12 protein-coding genes and 1 pseudogene are annotated in these 17,150 nt (G+C 67.8%); 11 read left to right on the top strand and 2 right to left on the bottom strand.

The window, feature by feature from the left end; genetic code table 11:
- Window positions 1-131: 131 nt before the first annotated feature.
- The 6 genes and pseudogenes from E0500_RS28630 (at window position 132) to E0500_RS28605 (ending at window position 8,009) form a co-directional block, all read left to right on the top strand.
- Window positions 132-1,007, top strand: a complete 876-nt coding sequence (locus E0500_RS28630; RefSeq protein WP_131570934.1) for a PhzF family phenazine biosynthesis protein — start codon at window positions 132-134, stop codon at window positions 1,005-1,007.
- A gap of 229 nt (window positions 1,008-1,236) precedes the next feature.
- On the top strand, window positions 1,237-2,613 hold the full coding sequence (locus E0500_RS28625; RefSeq protein WP_181586818.1) for an IS1380 family transposase: 1,377 nt from the start codon (window positions 1,237-1,239) through the stop codon (window positions 2,611-2,613).
- Between the two features lie 616 nt (window positions 2,614-3,229).
- On the top strand, window positions 3,230-4,672 hold the full coding sequence (locus tag E0500_RS28620) for a hypothetical protein (protein WP_131558044.1): 1,443 nt from the start codon (window positions 3,230-3,232) through the stop codon (window positions 4,670-4,672).
- Between the two features lie 217 nt (window positions 4,673-4,889).
- A pseudogene (locus tag E0500_RS28615) lies at window positions 4,890-5,476 on the top strand (transposase); the annotation flags it as partial.
- 323 nt (window positions 5,477-5,799) lie between these two features.
- Window positions 5,800-6,495 (top strand): polyprenyl diphosphate synthase, encoded by a 696-nt coding sequence (gene uppS, locus E0500_RS28610; RefSeq protein ID WP_131558042.1) that lies wholly within the window; start codon window positions 5,800-5,802, stop codon window positions 6,493-6,495.
- Window positions 6,496-6,599: 104 nt separating this feature from the next.
- Window positions 6,600-8,009, top strand: a complete 1,410-nt coding sequence (locus E0500_RS28605) for an oxygenase MpaB family protein (RefSeq protein WP_131558040.1) — start codon at window positions 6,600-6,602, stop codon at window positions 8,007-8,009.
- Window positions 8,010-8,290: 281 nt separating this feature from the next.
- Here the strand turns inward: E0500_RS28605 and E0500_RS28600 are convergent, their stop codons facing one another.
- Both E0500_RS28600 and E0500_RS28595 read right to left on the bottom strand, forming a co-directional pair.
- Complete coding sequence (locus E0500_RS28600; protein ID WP_131558038.1) at window positions 8,291-8,857, bottom strand: DinB family protein; 567 nt, start codon at window positions 8,855-8,857, stop codon at window positions 8,291-8,293.
- Window positions 8,858-9,396: 539 nt separating this feature from the next.
- Window positions 9,397-9,852 carry a hypothetical protein gene (locus E0500_RS28595; RefSeq protein WP_309505172.1) on the bottom strand — a complete coding sequence of 152 codons (456 nt, stop codon included), beginning with the start codon at window positions 9,850-9,852 and terminating at the stop codon, window positions 9,397-9,399.
- 332 nt (window positions 9,853-10,184) lie between these two features.
- Between E0500_RS28595 and E0500_RS28590 the strand changes: the two genes are divergently transcribed.
- The 5 genes from E0500_RS28590 to E0500_RS28575 all read left to right on the top strand — a co-directional run bounded on the left by E0500_RS28590 (window position 10,185) and on the right by E0500_RS28575 (window position 17,131).
- The gene (locus tag E0500_RS28590) at window positions 10,185-11,141 is read left to right on the top strand and encodes a GlxA family transcriptional regulator (protein WP_131558036.1); all 957 of its coding nucleotides are present in this window, start codon (window positions 10,185-10,187) and stop codon (window positions 11,139-11,141) included.
- Between the two features lie 156 nt (window positions 11,142-11,297).
- Window positions 11,298-12,296 carry a type I glyceraldehyde-3-phosphate dehydrogenase gene (gene gap / locus E0500_RS28585; protein ID WP_131558034.1) on the top strand — a complete coding sequence of 333 codons (999 nt, stop codon included), beginning with the start codon at window positions 11,298-11,300 and terminating at the stop codon, window positions 12,294-12,296.
- 263 nt (window positions 12,297-12,559) lie between these two features.
- Window positions 12,560-12,685 carry a DUF6207 family protein gene (locus E0500_RS43185; protein WP_309505171.1) on the top strand — a complete coding sequence of 42 codons (126 nt, stop codon included), beginning with the start codon at window positions 12,560-12,562 and terminating at the stop codon, window positions 12,683-12,685.
- Window positions 12,686-13,226: 541 nt separating this feature from the next.
- Window positions 13,227-15,305 (top strand): FAD-dependent oxidoreductase, encoded by a 2,079-nt coding sequence (locus tag E0500_RS28580; RefSeq protein ID WP_131558032.1) that lies wholly within the window; start codon window positions 13,227-13,229, stop codon window positions 15,303-15,305.
- The gene (locus tag E0500_RS28575; RefSeq protein ID WP_131558030.1) at window positions 15,302-17,131 is read left to right on the top strand and encodes a thiamine pyrophosphate-binding protein; all 1,830 of its coding nucleotides are present in this window, start codon (window positions 15,302-15,304) and stop codon (window positions 17,129-17,131) included. The genes E0500_RS28580 and E0500_RS28575 overlap by 4 nt, the downstream gene beginning before the upstream one ends.
- Window positions 17,132-17,150 lie beyond the last annotated feature (19 nt).

The raw sequence follows: 17,150 nt of genomic DNA, 5'->3' as shown, positions 1-17,150 counted from the left end.
ACCTGCCGCATCCTGGCCTTCACCCCGACATCCGGGTCCTCCGGCAACTCCCTCGCCAGATGCACCCGCGCCGGGAAGTCCTGGTCTCGCGTCGAGGAATAACCGCGGGCCCAAACCGTGTTGGCGCAAACATGACGACGAATGCGCCGCGGCCCGAGGTACTGCGATACACCGCCTTCTCCAGTGCCCCCGACGGCGGAAACCCCGCCGGCGTCGTTCTGGATGCCACCGCCCTCGACGACAGCGACATGCTGGCCATCGCCGCCGAGCTCGGATACTCCGAGTCCGCGTTCCTGACCGCGCCTCCGGAGGGTCTCGGCGGGCAGGAGGGACGGGCGTACAGCATCCGTTACTTCAGCCCCAAGGCCGAGGTGCCGTTCTGTGGGCACGCCACCGTTGCGACCGCCGTCGCGCTCGCCGAGCGGATGGGCCCCGGGGAGCTGGTATTCGCGACGCGCGCCGGCACCGTACCGGTGGAGGTGGCAGAGGAGGACGGGACGGTCCGGGCCACCCTCACCAGTGTCGAGCCGCACGTCAAGGAGATCGCCGAAGCCGGCCTCACGGAGGCGCTCGCCGCGCTCGGCTGGCCGATCACGGATCTCGACCCGGCCTTCCCGCCCCGTATCGCGTTCGCCGGTGCCCGCCATCTCGTTATCGGTGCTGCGACACGCGCGCGCCTCGCAGATCTCGCGTACGACTTCGCGCGCCTCGAAGCCCTGATGCACCGCCTGGACCTGACCACGGTCCAGTTGGTGTGGCGGGAGTCGGCCACCGTCTTCCATGTCCGTGACCCATTCCCCGTCGGCGGCGTCGTCGAGGACCCGGCAACCGGCGCCGCGGCGGCCGCGTTCGGTGCGTACGCCCGTGAGCTCGGCCTGGTCCCCGAGGACGCCGTCCTCACCCTGCATCAGGGCGAGGACCTGGGCCGCCCTGGCGAGCTCACGGTGACGCTGCGCGCGGGCGACCCGCGCGTCCGTGTCAGCGGCACGGGAACGCGCATCAGCTAAAGCTCCAGCCATGACGGCAGGGCAGACACAGGTCTCCCCGGTGATCACAGAGCGTCGCAACTCCGTGATCACCAGGACCGTGCCCGTCCTGCCGCCGAGGTAGCTAACCTCGCGCTTTCACGAGGTGGAGTGTCCGAGGCTTGATCAAATAAGTGGAGAGTGCCCCTGACCTGCAACGATGGGACTTGTCTAGGGTCCTGTTGGCTGCAGGGAAAGAAGCACTCTCCAGGTGAAGAAGCGTATCGGGTCGTACCCGCGTGTCCGCATCGAGGGCGGCGGCCGGGCGGTGGTCTCGCAGGCCGGGGGCGTGCTGCTGGTCGAGACCGTCCGCAAGGCCGGCCTGGACACCGCGATATCAGCGGCGCTGACGCCGTGGCGGAAGGCTCGGGCGGTGCACGACCCGGGCAAGGTCCTGCTGGACGTGGCCCTGGCGGTTGCGCTGGGCGGCGACTGCCTCGCGGATGTCGCCATGCTGCGGGCCGAGCCGGCCGTGTTCGGGCCGGTGGCCTCCGATCCGACGGTCTCCCGCCTCATCGACGCCCTTGCAGCCTCCGGGGAGAAGGCCCTGCGGGCCATCCGTGCCGCGCGGGCTGAAGTCCGCCGACGTGTCTGGCGGTTGGCCGACCGGGAAGCGCCTGATGCGGGCGGGACGGTGACCGTGGACCTCGACGGGGTGCTGGTGATCGCGCACTCGGACAAGGAGGACGCCGCACCCACGTGGAAGCGAACCTACGGCCACCACCCGCTGATGGGGTTCGTCGACCACGGACCGGGCGGCACGGGTGAACCGGTCGCAGCCCTGCTCAGACCGGGCAACGCGGGATCGAACACGGCCACCGATCACATCACCGCCGCTCAACTGGCCTTGGCCCAGCTGCCGAAGAAGTACCGGCGCGGGCGCCGGACCCTGATCCGCACCGACTCCGCGGGCGGCACCCACGACTTCGTCGCCTGGCTCGCTCAGCGGGGACGGTGGCTGTCCTACTCGGTCGGCATGGTGATCACCGAGGCGATCCACCAGCATGTGCTGAAGGTTCCGGCATCGGCCTGGACGGCGGCCGTCGAGGCGGACGGCGGGATCCGCGACGGCGCCTGGATCGCTGAACTCACCGGCGACGTTCTGGACGGCTGGCCGGAGGGTATGCGGCTGATCGTCAGAAAGGAACGACCGCACCCCGGGGCCCAGTTGCGGCTCACGGATGCGGACGGCATGCGGCTGACCTGTTTCGCCACCAACACCTCGGGCCGGCCGATCGCCGGGCTCGAGCTCCGTCACCGGCTGCGGGCCCGGGCCGAGGACCGCATCCGCGCCGCCCGGGCCAGCGGCCTGCGCAACCTGCCCCTGCACCGCACGGCCCAGAACCGGATCTGGCTGGAGATCGTGCAGATCGCTCTCGACCTGCTGGCCTGGATGTCGACGCTCGCCCTGACCGGCAAGGCCAGGCTCTGGGAGCCCCGCCGGCTACGGCTCCGCCTGTTCACCGCGGCCGGACAGCTCGTGACCACCGGCCGTCGGCGAACCCTCCGCCTGGCCCGGCACTGGCCCTGGACCGGTCACATCACCGCAGCCCTCGACCTGCTCACCCAACTGCCCGACCCTGGCTGACCAGCAGATTCCCCGTCCCTTCGACAGCACCCCAACACCCGGAGCAGTGGAATCCGGCGCCATCCCGAGGCGACACTCGGGCCTTCGGCCTGCACCGCCTCAGCCCACGGCACGAAAACGGTCCACCGACTCCGTCGGCGGACCGTCACGAAACTTCGAGGCTAACCGCGCCTGTCTAAGCGGCGTCTTATCCAGGAACGCTCCGATGCCGTGATCACACCAGTCACAGCGTGATCATTCCATTGCTTCAGGCTCTCCCGCAGCCAGTCGTTTTCCTGAACTGCGTTTCCGGAAGATGGCAGATTCGACTACCGCTTGGCGATGTCGCCGAGCGCGGCCAGAGTTGCCCCCGAGGGGCGGGCGCGGGAGATGGAGCTTCCGGCAGAGGAGCTGTCAACCGAGATCACCCCGTTCCCCCTGAGCGTCGCGTGCTTGTCCACTTCTGTTTGAGGGGTGTCGATGCGGTGGGTTCCGACGGGCGAGTGTGCGCGCACAGTATGAACAGAACTGAGTGATCCATGGTGCTCCGACAAGTGCATTCCTAGCATCGCCTCACTCGGCGTGATGCTGCGCCACTGAGTTCTGGAGCGTTGCCTTGCACAGCTCAAGCAGGAACATGCCTTCCCCTCCACGCCCCCAGTCCCGCATGCGACGGAGGGGGACACTGGTCGCCGGCATCGCCGGCATCGTCGCTGGGTCCTTGAGCGGCATCAGTCCGGTTCAAGCTGCCCAACCGCAGCCTGCATTGACGGCATGCCCCTCAAACGTGGAGAGCAAGGCCACCTGCTACAGGGGCCAGGACGCCAACGGAGCTTTCTACGCAATCGCCGTGCCCAAGCACTGGAACGGCTCACTGATCGTTCACGCTCACGGCGGCCCCGACTTGGGTGAAGGATCAGATCCGGAGAGGAGCACCAGCGACCTGGATCGTTGGTCTGTGATGGTGGACGAGGGCTATGCCTGGGCAGGTTCCTCCTACCGGCGCGGTGGTTATGGAACCCGAATGGCTGCTGCGGACACGGAGAATCTGCGTCGGCTGTTCGTGGACGAATTCGGCAAGCCGGAACGCACATACGTGCACGGTCAGTCCTGGGGCGGGAACGTCGCTGCCAAGGTCGTGGAGATGTACGGCAAGAAGCAGGGTCCCTACGACGGCGCCCTGCTCACCAACGGCGTGCTGGCCGGCGGCTCCCGCGGCTACGACTACCGCGTCGATCTTCGGGCGGTCTATCAGTACTACTGCCAAAACCTTCCCCTCCCCAGCGAGCCTCAGTACCCGCTGTGGCAGGGACTGCGTCCCACGTCGACCCTGACAACTACAGGCCTGCGGGCTCGCCTGCAGGAGTGCACCGGATATGCCTCAGCTCCACAGGAGCGCACCCCGCTGCAGCAACGCAACCTTGACGACATCCTCGCCGTCACAAACATCCCGGAGCGGACGCTGGAATCGCACCTGCGCTTTTCCGTGTTCACCTTCCGCGACATCGTGCACAATCGGCTTGGCGACCGAAACCCTTTCAGCAACGACGGCGTGTGGTACTCCGGTTCACATGACGACAAGGCACTGAACGCGGGGGTCGAGCGTTTTTCCGCCGACCCCGATGCCCAGCGCGATCTGTCCTATGACAGCGATCTCACCGGGCAGGTTTCGATCCCGGTGCTCACCATGCATGCCATCAACGACCCCACCGCATTCGTCGAGCATGAGGCTGCATACCGGGCGACTCTCAAGAACGCACATCGTGACAAGAACCTCGTGCAGACCTTTACCAACGAGAGCGAGCACAGCGAGCTGAGTAACGCTGAGTACGCCAACTCCGTTGCCGCACTGGCTGCCTGGGTACGCACGGGTAAAAAGCCGACGCCGCAGTCCATTGCGTCATCATGTGCCTCCTTCGATCGCACCTACGGCACGGGGTGCTTCTACGATGCAGACTTCCGACCTCTCCCGTACGACTCCCGGGTCCGACCTCGGCCAGGAGGACTGTCATGGCCGGCCATGACAGCCTCTCAGGAAAAGTCCTGGAGCCGGCTCGACGGTGTGGGCATCGTCCCGTAGTACGGGCGATCAGCACGGGCAGTGGTGAGATCGGTGCTCCGAGAAGATCGAGCAATGCTCAGTACCTGTGGATCACTCCTCACGGAAGGAGGCGTACCTTCCCGACGGATCGATCGATAGGTCATCGAGCAAGGCCGGCGTTGTCGCGTCGGCCGGGGAAGGCACGCCCGGGCTTACGGCAGTCAACGGGGGCGGCACCACGCCAAGCGGCAGTTCGCTGCTGGACGAGATTGTCCGGTACGGCGCGCGACGGATGTTGGGCGCCGCACCGGAGGACGAAGTTAACGCCTTAATGGCCGAGTTGGCCGATGAACGCGACGACAAGGGGCGCCGCTTGGTGGTCTGCAACGGCTATCACCAGCCCCGGCAGGTCACCACCGCGGCCGGCATGATCGAAGTGAAGTGCGCCCCGCGAGTGAACGACAAACGCGTCGACGAGGCCACGGGTGAGCGCAAGCGGTTCTCCTCCACCATCCTGCGCCCGTGGTGCCGCAAGTCGCCGAAGATCAGCGAGGTGCTGCCACTGCTCTACCTGCACGGCTTGTCATCTGGCGACTTCGTAGCCGCCCTGGAGCCGTTCCTCGGCTCCTCCACCGGGCTCTCGGCGGCGACGGTCACCCAATCTTCAACGCCGAGGACCTCGAACACTCGGCACAGGCGATCAAAACGTTCGCCAAGCTCTGTGGCGCGAAATTCCCCCAGGCCATCAAGAAGATCACCGGCGACCAGGACCAGCTGCTGGCGCTCTACGACTTCCCGGCCGAGCACTGGACCCACCTGCGGACGACGAATCCTATGCGCACTGGGCAAGGTGGGTTTAACGCATCACCCCGCATGGGAGCGCCGAGTCGGACGGGAGTGCCAAGGGTGGAAACCGCGGAACATGCCCGCTCTGCAGGACCGGGCGGTGACACTCTGCTGACGGGCGATCGGATCACTGCTGAGGTGACCGGATCAGCGCACTGAGCTGCGCTGATCCGGTGTGTTGCCCAGGTCGCTCAGGCGAAGACGTCACAGCGGGGGTTGAGGGGGAAGACGTGACAGCTGAGCAGGCCATCGGCGGTTCTGGCTCCTCCCCTGCCCCTCGTCTCCCAGATGCCCGGGGACCGCGCAGAGTGCCACGTCACGTGGCATGCGTGATGGACGGAAACGGCCGGTGGGCAGCACAGCGATCGCTGCCGCGTACGTCAGGTCACCGCGCTGCGGAGACGACGGTGATCGACATCATCGAGGCGGCGAGGGCGGCTGGAGTCGAATGGTTGAGCCTGTACGCGTTCTCCACCGAGAACTGGCGCCGGCCGAGCGCCGAGGTCGATTTCCTCATGCAGCTGGTGCGCCGCGTGGTACGCAAGCACGCCCCGCTCCTGCACGCGCGCGGGATCCGCTGCCGCTTCCTCGGCGCGACGAACCCACGGATTCCCCCGTCACTGGCCCGGGACTTCGCCGACCTGATGACGCTGACCAGCAACAGCCGGGGCATGACGCTGACCGTCGCGTTCGATCACGGGGGACGCAGGGACATCGTCGAGGCCGCACGGTCACTGATCCACAGCGGAATACCAGCCGACGCCGTAACCGAGGAGAGTTTCGCCGCCCACCTGCCCTTCCCTGACACGCCCGACGTCGACCTGGTCATCCGAACCTCGGGTGAACAGCGCATCTCCAACTTCATGCTCTGGCAGGTCGCCTACGCCGAATGGGTGTTCCCGCCGGTGCTCTGGCCCGACTTCCGCGCGCCGCACTTCCTTCAGTGCCTGCACGCCTATCAGCAACGCGAACGCCGCTTCGGCGGCGTGCTGCCGAAGCAGAACGGAGAACCCTGATCGTGAGCAACGCAGACGGTGGCCACCCCAGCAGCACCGGCGCCGGCGCCACTGATCGCGGCGGCAGCTCTCAACGGCCGGACATTTCTGAAGGAGCGAGGCCCATGTTCGGCCCCGGCTCGCAATTCGACGAACTCTTCAACGACCCGCGCTGGGCCCTGGCCATGATCCGGGCGACCGTACTGGAGGCCGCCTACCCGCAGATCGGCGCCGCCCTGATCGACAACTCCACATTCGTCGCCCATCCCTGGCGACGGCTGCGCAACACCCTCCTGAGCCTGCAGCGCATGTTCGGCGCCGACGACCACGTGCGGCTCAGGGAAGCGGCACGGCTCAACCGCCTGCACGCACGGCTGAACGGAACCGACGCACGAAACCGGCCGTACGACGCGATGGACCCGGGTGCGCGGGCCTGGGTGGTCGCGACGCTGTTCGAGAGCACCGTCACCATGTGCCGGCTGAGCGGACAGCCTCTCGAACAGGCCGTCATGGAGCGGCTGTACCTCGAATTCCAGGCGTTCCTCACCGCCTTGGGAGACGAACCCGGCCACCTGCCGTACACCCTCAACGAGTTCTGGGCCTACTACGACCGCGTGGTCGAGGAGGAGCTGGAGAACACGGAGGCCATGCGCATCATCCTCTACAAGCTCTTCGACCACCTCCCGGCTCCGCCTCTACTGAACGGCCTGCCCACCCTGTGGGCGACCGGCCGCGCCGTAGCCGGCCCGGTCATCGGAGCGATCACCGTGGCTTCCCTCCCGGAGCCCTTCCGCCGACGGGCCGGACTGCCGGAAGTGCCCGGCGCCCAAACTCTGATGCAAGGTGCCTACCTGGCCGTCGGCCTGACCCGCTTCCTCCCCGACAACTGGACCCGGGCAGAAGGCATCGCCGATCTGCTGGCCCTCTCCCCTGAAAGTGACGACCCGCGAGCAAGGACGGTCACTGCCCTGGCCGACCAGATGAAGCGAGCCGGAGCCCTGCTCAGGCTCATCACGCCCCTCCCCTCGTCACTGCAGCCCACAGCACAAACCGCGACGCATCGCAGCGCGCAGGAGTTCTTCCACGAGGTCCTGGACCAGACCGGCGACGGCTATCTGGACTGGCCGGACCTCGCCGCCATGGCCCGCGAGTTGTCCAGCCGCCTCGACCTGGACGAGCCCGAGGAAACCAGGCTCTACAACGCCTACGCCCACTGGTGGCGCGAACTCCAGGCAGACCTCGACACCGACGGCGACGGCCGCATCAGCGCGCAGGAGTACTCCACGGCTGTTCCGTCCCTGGCCGGACCCGCACTGATCAGAGTCGCCGAGGTCCTCTTCGACGTCACTGACAAAGACAGCAACCAGCGCATCGACGCAGACGAATACCGGGCGCTTTTCCGGACCGCGTTCCACCGCGACACCACCGGCGCCGACGGAACGTACACCCGCAGCGCATTCGTCAAAGACTTTCTGTCCTTCATGTCCGGCCGAAAGCGTTCGACTCCCTACGACCCACTGTTGACCGAAGCCTGACCACCCCCGTAGGCCCGCGGCGCTATGACCCACGGACAGTCCAGCAACGCATAACAGAGGTGGGACGGCTACCGCGCCCAGCTCACCGTGCACACGGACGGGGCGGGTACTGCTGCGCTCCCGGCAAGGGACGGACATGACCGGCTCTTTCCCCGAGATCCGGGCGGCGGCCCTCGCGCAACTGCCGGCGGACACCGGGCTGGACGGAAGTTGGTGGTGTGGGAGCGGGAACGGCTGGCGTTCGAGTCAACGTGACCAGCAGTTTCCCATAGCCATAGCCGTCAGCCCGTGGGCGTCGGCGGGTGACTGGCAGCTCGCAGGAGGCGGAGTTGGCCGATCTCCGCAGTGTTCTTCATCAGTTCGGCGTTCACCCAGGCGGTCATGTGTGCGACGGTGTGTCGGGGGTCGTTCTGCCACGGGAACAGGGCGGTTGAGTCCAGGTCAGCATCGGTGAACCGGTCCAGTGCCTCCAGCCAGTCCGCACGCAGACCGCGTAGCCACTCGACAGCCGGCTTGCCCGCGCCTGGCCAGGTGATGTCGCTCCGCTCCCGAGGTGCTCTGCCGTGAGCGTGGTCGATGGCCACGCTCCACCACCAGCCGATGTGCCAGCTCAGCCAGCCGATAGTCGGTACAGGAACGGGGTCGGGCTCACTCTCCGCCCAGTCCGGCACCCATGTCCCGTCGTCGGCCCGGTGTACTGTCCAGCAGTTTGCGGCGGGCTCCCACAGGAAGTCGTCGGGTTCGAGCCTCTCCAGGTGGTACTCGAACAGCGACCAGGTCAGGTCGAACTGCCAGCGCTGCAGGTCGAGTGCGTACCGTGGGGCGGATTCGTTTCGGGAGGCAGTCACTGGCCGACCCTCGCACACCATCGATGCGTTGGGAATCGAGTATCCGGCGGCACGACTGGTCGGGCGGTGTTTGCCTCGTGGCGGTGCCGGCTGTTCGTCAGCTCGTTACCCACCGCAGGGAGTGAGCGCCCACAATCAAGATCTACTTTCGCAACAGGCTCCAGCCGCAGGGCTCATCGACACCAACTTCGCCGTCGGCACCGGGCTCGGTATCGCCATCTGTTCAAGCGTCGCCGCCGCTGGAACGACCGGTGCAGATCCGCGGACATCCGCTCTCATCCCCGGGCAGCAGTCCGCGTTCACCACGGTCAACACCTGCGCCGCTCTCGGCCTGGTCATCGCGCTGACACTCCTCCGGAGGCGATCCCGCAACGCCCCAGCAGCCCTGCGTCCCCTCCGGTCCAGTCAGGACTGGCCTTACGTCCCTTGGCCAGGCGCCTTCCTCTGACCTGGGCAGACAGGCGCGGCAACCTGTTCCTGGTCCGGCATCTCACGGATAGGGGCGCACAGCTGCCAGCCCTCGTCACCCCGCTCGCAGCTCAGAGTGCGATCGGCCGGTATCTCAGGGCTTCGTCGATGATCTCCTCCGCGGAGGCATGCTGGAGGCCTTCCGGGGGACAGAAGATCAGGCCACTGACCCCAGGATGCGGCACATTCGTTTCGAGGAGCAGCAGGTAGTAGTCGCTCTCCGGAGAGGCGGCGAGGACTCTGCGCACGATCTCGACGAGCTCGTCCCGCGTGATGTCCGCAACCCGAGGGCGAGCCGGTCGGGCCGCCTCCCTGGCAAAGTCCTCCACGCTTCGGCTTCCGCCGTAATGGGCGAAATCGAAGGCTACGTAATCGTGGCCGGTCACTTCGTTGAAGGCCCGAATCGCTTCGTCTGCGCGCTCGGAACCGCCGGTCACCAGGTCAGCAATCCGATCGATCGCGCAGCTCAACTCATCCACCCGTTGCCGGCTGACGGGCGGGGGCAGCAACTCCGGTCTCAAGTCCACAGACCGAATTATGTCCACCAGCGCCGACACGCCGGAGCAAAGCCGCATCTGTGCTACCAGCTCTCATCAGAGCGAACGTGGCAGCCGACGGGCAGGCGCGGTGCCACCTTCAGCTGGAGGCCGCAAGGGTCGGTGTCGGGGTGGGCGCAGGAGACGATGACCTACCACTCCCCCACACAATCGAACAAAAGTGCCATCCGGGCAGTTGTCCTGCGGAAGAGGTTACGGGTGCTCGTCGCCCGGAACAGGACACCGATGCCTCGGAGCACCACGGTGCCCAGAGCTGTCAGTGAGGTCGAGCGGACCGGCCTTGCCCTCGTACCCTGTTTCCCGTGCCGTCCTCCCGCCTGCGTCGCGTCGCCGTCCTGGTGCTCGAAGGTGCAAAGCCGCTTGATGTCGGCATCCCCGCACAGGTGTTCACGACCCGGGCGAGTATGCCGTACGAGGTACGGGTGTGCGGCGCGGCACCCGGGCTTGTAACCGGCGGCGATGGCCTGGCCTACCACGTCGCCCACGGTCTCGCCGCGCTTGCGTGGGCCGACATTGTCTTCGTCCCCGGCTATCGGTTCCCGGACCGCGACGACCCGCCACAGGCCGTCGTCGATGCCCTGATCGCCGCACACGACCGAGGTGCACGGCTTGCCGCCATCTCGACGGGCGCCTTCGCTCTCGCCGCCACGGGCCTGCTCGACGGCAAGCGCGCCACGACGCACTGGCACTACACGCGGGCACTCGCGCAGAAGCATCCGCTCGTGCGGGTCGACGAGAACGTCCTGTTCGTCGATGAGGGAAGTGTGCTGACGTCGGCCGGCGCCGCCTCGGGCCTCGACCTGTGCCTGCACATCCTGCGCGGCGATCTCGGGGTGGCCGCGTCGAACCACGCGGCCCGGCGCCTGGTCGCGGCCCCCTACCGCAGCGGCGGCCAGGCACAGTACGTGCCGCGCAGTGTGCCTGAGCCGCTCGGTGAACGGTTCGCCGCCACCCGCGAATGGGCCCTGCACCGGCTCGACGAACAGCTCAGCCTCGAATCCCTCGCTCAGCACGCGGCGGTCTCGCCGCGCACGTTCTCGCGGCGCTTCGTCGAGGACACCGGGTACACGCCGATGCAGTGGGTCATGCGCGCCCGCATCGACCTGGCCCGTGAACTGCTGGAGCGTTCGAAGCGCAGCATCGAGCAGATCGCGAACGACGTCGGTCTCGGCACCGGCGCGAATCTGCGGATGCACTTCCAGCGCATCCTCGGCACCACCCCCAGCGAGTACCGGCGTACCTTCACCCGGGGCGAGTAGTCGACCGCCCGGCGTCTGGCGTCTGGCGTCTGGCGTCTGGCGTCTGGCGTCTGGCGTCTGGCGTCTGGCGCGATCCTTTCGAACCATGGCGCTGACGCCACGGCCGTGGTCGGATCGCGCACGCGAGGCTGGTGACGAACCGAAGGGACACCACACATGACTCGCATCGCCATCAACGGATTCGGCCGCATCGGACGCAACGTGCTGCGCGCCCTGCTGGAACGCGGCAGCGACTTCGAGGTCGTCGCCGTCAACGACCTCACCGAGCCCGTCACCCTCGCCCGGCTCCTCGCCTACGACAGCACAGCCGGACGGCTCGGCCGTCCCGTGACCGTCGAGGGGGACGCCCTTGTCGTCGACGGCCGACGCATCACGGTGCTCGCCGAGCGGGAGCCGGCACGGCTGCCGTGGGCCGAGCTCGGCGTCGACATCGTGCTGGAGGCGACGGGCCGCTTCACGTCGGCCAAGGCCGCCCGCGCCCACCTGGACGCGGGAGCGAAGAAGGTCCTCGTCAGTGCTCCGTCGGACGGCGCCGACGTCACGCTCGCGTACGGGGTCAACACGGCGGCGTACGACCCGGTCGTCCACACGATCGTCTCGAACGCCTCGTGCACGACCAACGCGCTGGCGCCGCTGGCCGCGGTGCTCGACGAACTCGCGGGCATCGAGCACGGTTTCATGACCACGGTGCACGCCTATACGCAGGAGCAGAACCTGCAGGACGGTCCGCACCGCGATGCCCGCCGCGCCCGCGCCGCCGCTGTCAACATCGTGCCGACCACCACGGGCGCCGCCAAGGCGATCGGCCTCGTGCTGCCCAACCTCGACGGCAAGCTGTCGGGCGACTCGATCCGCGTGCCGGTGCCGGTCGGCTCGATCGTCGAGCTCAACACCACCGTCACCCGCGATGTGACCCGCGACGACGTGCTGGCCGCGTACCGCGCCGCCGCGCAGGGCCCGCTCGCCGGCATCCTCGAGTACTCCGACGAACCACTCGTGTCGTCCGACATCGTCGGCAACCCCGCCTCGTCGATCTTCGACGCGGCCCTCACCCGCGTCGACGGCCGCCACGTCAAGGTGGTCGCCTGGTACGACAACGAGTGGGGCTTCTCCAACCGCGTGATCGACACGCTGGAACTCCTCGCCGCACGCTGACCGGTCCCCGATCGTGACCGGGTCTCGCGTGAGCCGGTTCGCTCGATTCAGTGATGGCACCACTCCTGATGCCTTTGTAACGACTCCGGTGGGGCCGGCTGGCCCTGCCAGGCGTTGTTCGAGTGGTGAGGTCTGTTGCATCCTCTACGGTCGGAGCTCCCGGCGTTGAGCTGCGTCAACTCGTCGCGCTTCGTCTCGCACAGCACTCTTCACCCAGAGAAGTGAAGACAGCCGGATCGCAGAGCCTTCGCGGGCGCCGGCGCGTGCTGCCGAACAGGAGGCTGATCGACGAAACGCATGTGGCGGAGCCGGGGCCGACCGTAGTGGAGATCGCGGCGTGCGACGACCACACCGCCTTCGCCGTACAGGAGTTGCGCGCCGCGCGGTGAGCGACCGCGACGCTGGACGTGCGTGCGCCAGGAAGCCACCCATAGGGCCACATCCTGGGGGGACGGCCTTACCTGAACGCGGGTCCGCTGCGGGATCTGCTTCATCGAGCTATTGGGTTCACCGTTCGGATCTGAAATGACGCTCTGCTGCCCGACATGCCGATGGCAGCGGCGACCACCGCCAGGTTCTGCGGCAAGAGGATCTTGCCGCTACGGTCACCCGGCGCCGGTCAGGCGCACGTTGGCCGGATGCATATGACAACACCCCGGGCCGGCCGGTCAGTTGTGGGGGCGGCTGACGGTTTCCTGCCGGGTCGGTCGATGGTGTCGACACATCCTCACCTCAGGAATTCCACATTCCATGAGCGGATTGTTTTTCAATTGCACCCGCCTCCCCCTTCCGCCCCTCAGGGATCTTCCGCCTTTCGTTCGAAAATTCGAGCAAGTTGAAATCGAGTCGCCCAGCCCTCTCGGCACTTTTTGGACTTTGTTCTCCAGGGTGCGCCGCAAAACCGTTTCGGCATATCTACGATCGCAGGCTATGACCGACATTCCACGGGACAACTCCGCCACCCGTGCCCGCTGGCAGACCTGTCTCAGGCTCGCCCGTGAACTTCTCCTCGTCGGACCGGACGGCAAGGACCTCAAGCTCGAATATCTGCACACCCTGATAGACACGGGCCATCTCGGGCCCACTCGTCACCCGCGCAAGAAGGTCCTCGTCATCGGCGCCGGCATCACCGGCCTCGTCGCGGGCCGGCTGCTCAAGGACGCCGGGCACGACGTCACCATCCTTGAGGCAAACGCCAACCGTGTCGGCGGACGCATCAAGACGTTCCGCACCACCAAGCACCACCGGCCCTTCGCCGACCCGGCCCAGTACGCCGAGGCCGGGGCCATGCGGCTGCCCGACTTCCACCCGCTCGTCCTCGCCCTGGTCGACAAACTGGGGCTCGGCCGGCGCCAGTTCTACAACGTGGACATCGACCCCCGCACCGGCAGCGGTCCCGACGTGCCCGTCCCTCCGGTGACGTACACCTCCTTCACCGGCCGGACGTGGACGTACGGCGACGACAGCCCGGACTTCCGCGAGCCCGACAAGCGCGGCAACTCCTGGATCCGCTCCAACCGCGTCCAGGTGCGGCGCGCCGAGTACGCCACCGGTCCCGAGCGGATCAACGAGGGCTTCCACCTCACCGACGACGAGGTCCGGGCCCCCGCCGTGAAGATGGTGGACGAGGCGCTGGAGAGCCTGCGCGACTACTACTCCGACGTCGTCGACGGCAAGCGCGTCAACAAACCCTTCGACGAGTGGGTCGAGGGCTGGGCACGGGTGATCCGCGACTTCGACGGCTACTCGATGGGCGCCTTCCTGCGCGACCACGCCGGGCTCAGCGACGAGGCGATCGAGGCGGTCGGCACCCTGGAGAACATGTCCTCGCGGCTCCACCTCTCCTTCTTCCACAGCTTCCTGAGCCGCAGCGACATCAACCCCGCCGTGCGCTACTGGGAGATACCCGGTGGCAGTTGGCGCCTCCCGCACGCCCTGTATCAGGGCCTGCGTGACGAGGTGCAGCTCGGCCGGCGCATGATCCGCCTCGAGTACCACGACCCCAGCCGCGACACCGACCCCGAGGGCACCGGGGCGGTCGGACCCGACGGGTGGGGCGTGGCCGTACAGACCGTCGACGAGGACGATCCGAAGGAGCTGCCGCGTCTGTGGACGGCGGACCTGGCGATCGTCACCATCCCGTTCTCCGCCCTGCGCTTCGTGGAGATCGTTCCCTCGATGTCGTACAAGAAGCGCCGCGCCGTCATGGAGACCCACTACGACCAGGCCACCAAGGTACTGCTCGAATTCAGCCACCGCTGGTGGGAGTTCACCGAGGACGACTGGCGCGACGCGCTGGAGGGCATCGCGCCCGGCCTGTACGAGTACTACCGGCGGGGGCTCGAAGCGGACGCCGAATCCGTGTCCGTGCCCACGCTGCCCGAGCCGGAGGCCGGGCTGCTCGGCGCCGCCGTCAAGGACAGTGGTGTCACCGAGGAGATGCGGCAGATCGACAGCAGCCTGCCGCTGCGCGGACCAGCCCTCCGGCCCGCCACCCACTGCTTCGGCGGGGGCTCCGCCACCGACAACCCCAACCGGTTCATGTACTACCCCTCGCACCCGATCGGGGACAGCACGGGCGGCGGCGTCGTCCTCGCCTCGTATTCCTGGTCCGACGACGCTGCACGCTGGGACTCCATGCCGAAGACGGAGCGCTACCTCTACGCCCTGCGCAACCTCCAGGCCCTGCACGGCCGGCGCATCGAGGTGTTCTTCACCGGCCGGGGCGCCACCCAGAGCTGGGCCCGCGACCCGTACGCCTTCGGCGAGGCCGCCATCTACGCCGCGCACCAGATGACCAGCTTCCATCTGGACGTCTCCCGGCCGGAGGGCCCGGTGCACTTCGCCGGCGAGCACACCTCCCTCAAGCACGCCTGGATCGAGGGCGCCCTGGAGAGCGCCGTTCGCGCCGCCCTCGCCGTCCACCAGGCCCCGCCGGTCACCGACAGGGAAGGCCCGGGCCCGGACCAGGACGCCTCGGGCGCGGACCGGAAGTGGGAGTCCTCGTGAGCGCGATCACCCCCACCTGCACGGTCGCCCGCTATCTCGCCCTGCGACTGGCCGAGTTGGGTATCACCCATCTGTTCGGCGTGCCCGGCAACCACCTCGGCCCGTTCCTGACCACCCTTCGGGCAGAAGGTGACATCGAGTGGGTCGGTACTCCGACCGAGGGCGGCGCGGGCCAGGCCGCCGACGCCTACGCCCGCATCCACGGCGTGGGCGCGGCGGCGGTGACGTACAGCGTCGGCGCGTTCAATCTGCTCAACTCCTGCGGCGGCGCGTACGTCGAGCAGATCCCGCTCATCGCGGTCAACGCCTGCCCGCCGTACGAACAGTGGCAGAACTTCCGCGCCGTCGGCCTGCTCACCTCGCACATGAGCCCCCGCGCGGAGAGCAACCTGGACGTCTACCGGCAGGTCACCGTGGACGCGCAGGTCATCTCCCACCCGGGCCTGGCACCCGCCCAGATCGACGCCGCGCTCACCGCGTGCATCTCGGAGCGTCGGCCGGTCTACCTGGAGGTCATGGAAGACCTGTGGGACGAGCCCTGCCCCGAGCCGACGGAGCCGATCGTCCGCCGCGAACGGCCGTTCAGCGCGCGCAACCAGGCCATGCTGGAAGACGCCGTGCACGCGATCCTGGCCCTGATCGAGGAGCACCCCGGCCCGTACGGCATGCCCCGCCCGATCGTGTGGGCCGGCGAGGAGATCGACCGGTACCGGCTCGGCGGGGAGCTCACCGATCTGGTGGAGGCCACCGGCGTGCCGTTCTGCACGACCGTCGGCGCCAAGGCCGTTGTGGACGAGGACCTGCCACAATTCCACGGCGTCTACAACGGCAAGGCCAGTCACCCGGACGTGTACGGCGTCTTCAAGGAGTGGGCCACCTGCCGTATCGGGCTCGGGGCCTGGTCCACGTCGAAGAACCTCGGCGGCGAGCAGAGCGTCGGCACGGACTGGGTGATGGCGGCGCACGGCGGCGTCAGCGTCGGCACCTCCTACTTCCCCGACGTCCAGCTCGCCCACCTCCTGCCCGCCCTCCAGGACGCGCTGGTGAAGGCCTACGGCTCCGGGGGCCTGTCCGCCGACTACTACGCCGAGTCCTACAGCCACCGGGGAGCGCCGGCCGACCGCCCCGCCGGCCTCGCGCAGTACCGCGCCTCGCTGAGTGTCAGCGGCGCGCGGTCCGGGCACGCCGAACGGCTCACGTACGACAGCGTGTTCGACCGACTCAACCACTTCCTGGGGCAGGAGAGCGAGGAGAAGTGGACGGTCGTCTCCGACGCCGCGTTCTCCCTCATCGGCTCGATGAACCTGTCCCTGTCCGCAGGCGGCTTCCTGTCCCAGATCAGCTGGCTGTCCATCGGCTGGTCGGTCGGCGCGGCCACCGGCGCCGCACTCGCCCCCGAACGCGCGAACGCCCGCCCGATGGTGTTCGTCGGCGACGGCGCCTTCCAGGAGACCTGCCAGGAGATCTCCACCCACACCCGGCTCGGGCTGCGCTCGGTGGTGTTCGTCATGGACAACGGGCACCTCTACGGCATCGAGCAGATGCTGGTACACCCGGCCTACTACGCAGGGCAGAACTCCGCCGACCCGGACTTCTACAACGTCCTCCACCCCTGGCAGTACCACCGCCTCGCGGAGGTCTTCGCCGGCGAGGACACTCCGGCGAACGGGGTGAGCATCGCGCACCCCTCGGAGCTGGACGGCCTGCTGTCACGCCTTACCAACCCGCACGACCCGCTCAACGCCGGACCACTCCTGGTCCGCGTCCGCCTGTCCCGGCACGACTACCCGCGAGCGATGGCATACAAGGTGCCGAGGGCCTCGTAACCGAAGCTCTCGTGATCGA

Origin of the sequence: Streptomyces sp. KM273126 (assembly GCF_004337435.2) — a bacterium.
Classification (GTDB): Bacteria; Actinomycetota; Actinomycetes; order Streptomycetales; family Streptomycetaceae; genus Streptomyces; species Streptomyces acidicola.
The sequence above is the reverse complement of the archived record's forward strand: the minus strand, read 5'-3'. Positions and strand labels throughout refer to the sequence as shown.